The following is a 668-nucleotide window of genomic DNA, read 5'->3' as shown; positions in this document are numbered from 1 at the left end:
CTCCTGCGGAAACTCCGCTGCAGCACCAACCGCATCACCGACGTGGTGAAGGCCGTCCTCGTCCTTCACCACGCATCAGCGTGAGGTTGGAAAACGCTCAAGGAGTATGCGAAAGCCTATCGCTGCTCGCATTGCCGCTCGCGCGTTGAGGCCACGCCTACTTCGGCTACACCTTCCAGCGCTACCCGTCCGGCGCCATGGCGAAATTTTCGGGCACCGGTCTGATCACGCCGACGTTCTGAGACCACAGACAGGCTCCCTCTCAATCGTTTCGGGGTGAGAGGGGGCCTTATCTGCGCCTAGAGAGTGTCGATCGGGCAGGGCAGGACTTTTAAGACGCTGCGGGCGAGCGGTCTACCTTTATGCCTCTGGCCCATAGTTCCTCTGCATGTTCCGCGAATCGGTCGAACATCCCGCCGTCTTCGTGCTTTCGCAGATGCAGAAGTGGCGAGTCATGCCCGACCAGCCGGGCGAGGTGTGGAGTGACCAACGCTTCTCCGTCGAAACGGAATACGGACAGGGAGACATGATTCACTGCATCGTCAGGTGCAGAGAAACGTGTCTCCAGTCCCTTACTCAGGTTGAATTGGCGATGTCCGGGCTGTGGTGACGGGTCGTGATCCCTGCGGTACGACGTCCTCATGCGGTACGCGCAAGGGGGCGGGCTG

General features: G+C 60.5%; 2 pseudogenes. One reads left to right on the top strand and one right to left on the bottom strand.

What is annotated here, in order from left to right:
* A pseudogene (locus tag ADL12_RS52940) lies at positions 1-84 on the top strand (IS5/IS1182 family transposase); the annotation flags it as partial.
* Between the two features lie 247 nt (positions 85-331).
* Here the strand turns inward: ADL12_RS52940 and ADL12_RS56665 are convergent.
* Positions 332-571, bottom strand: a pseudogene (locus ADL12_RS56665) (XRE family transcriptional regulator); the annotation flags it as partial.
* Positions 572-668: the final 97 nt, after the last annotated feature.

This window comes from Streptomyces regalis, assembly GCF_001509475.1.
Lineage (GTDB): Bacteria > Actinomycetota > Actinomycetes > Streptomycetales > Streptomycetaceae > Streptomyces > Streptomyces regalis.
The sequence above is the reverse complement of the archived record's forward strand: the minus strand, read 5'-3'. Positions and strand labels throughout refer to the sequence as shown.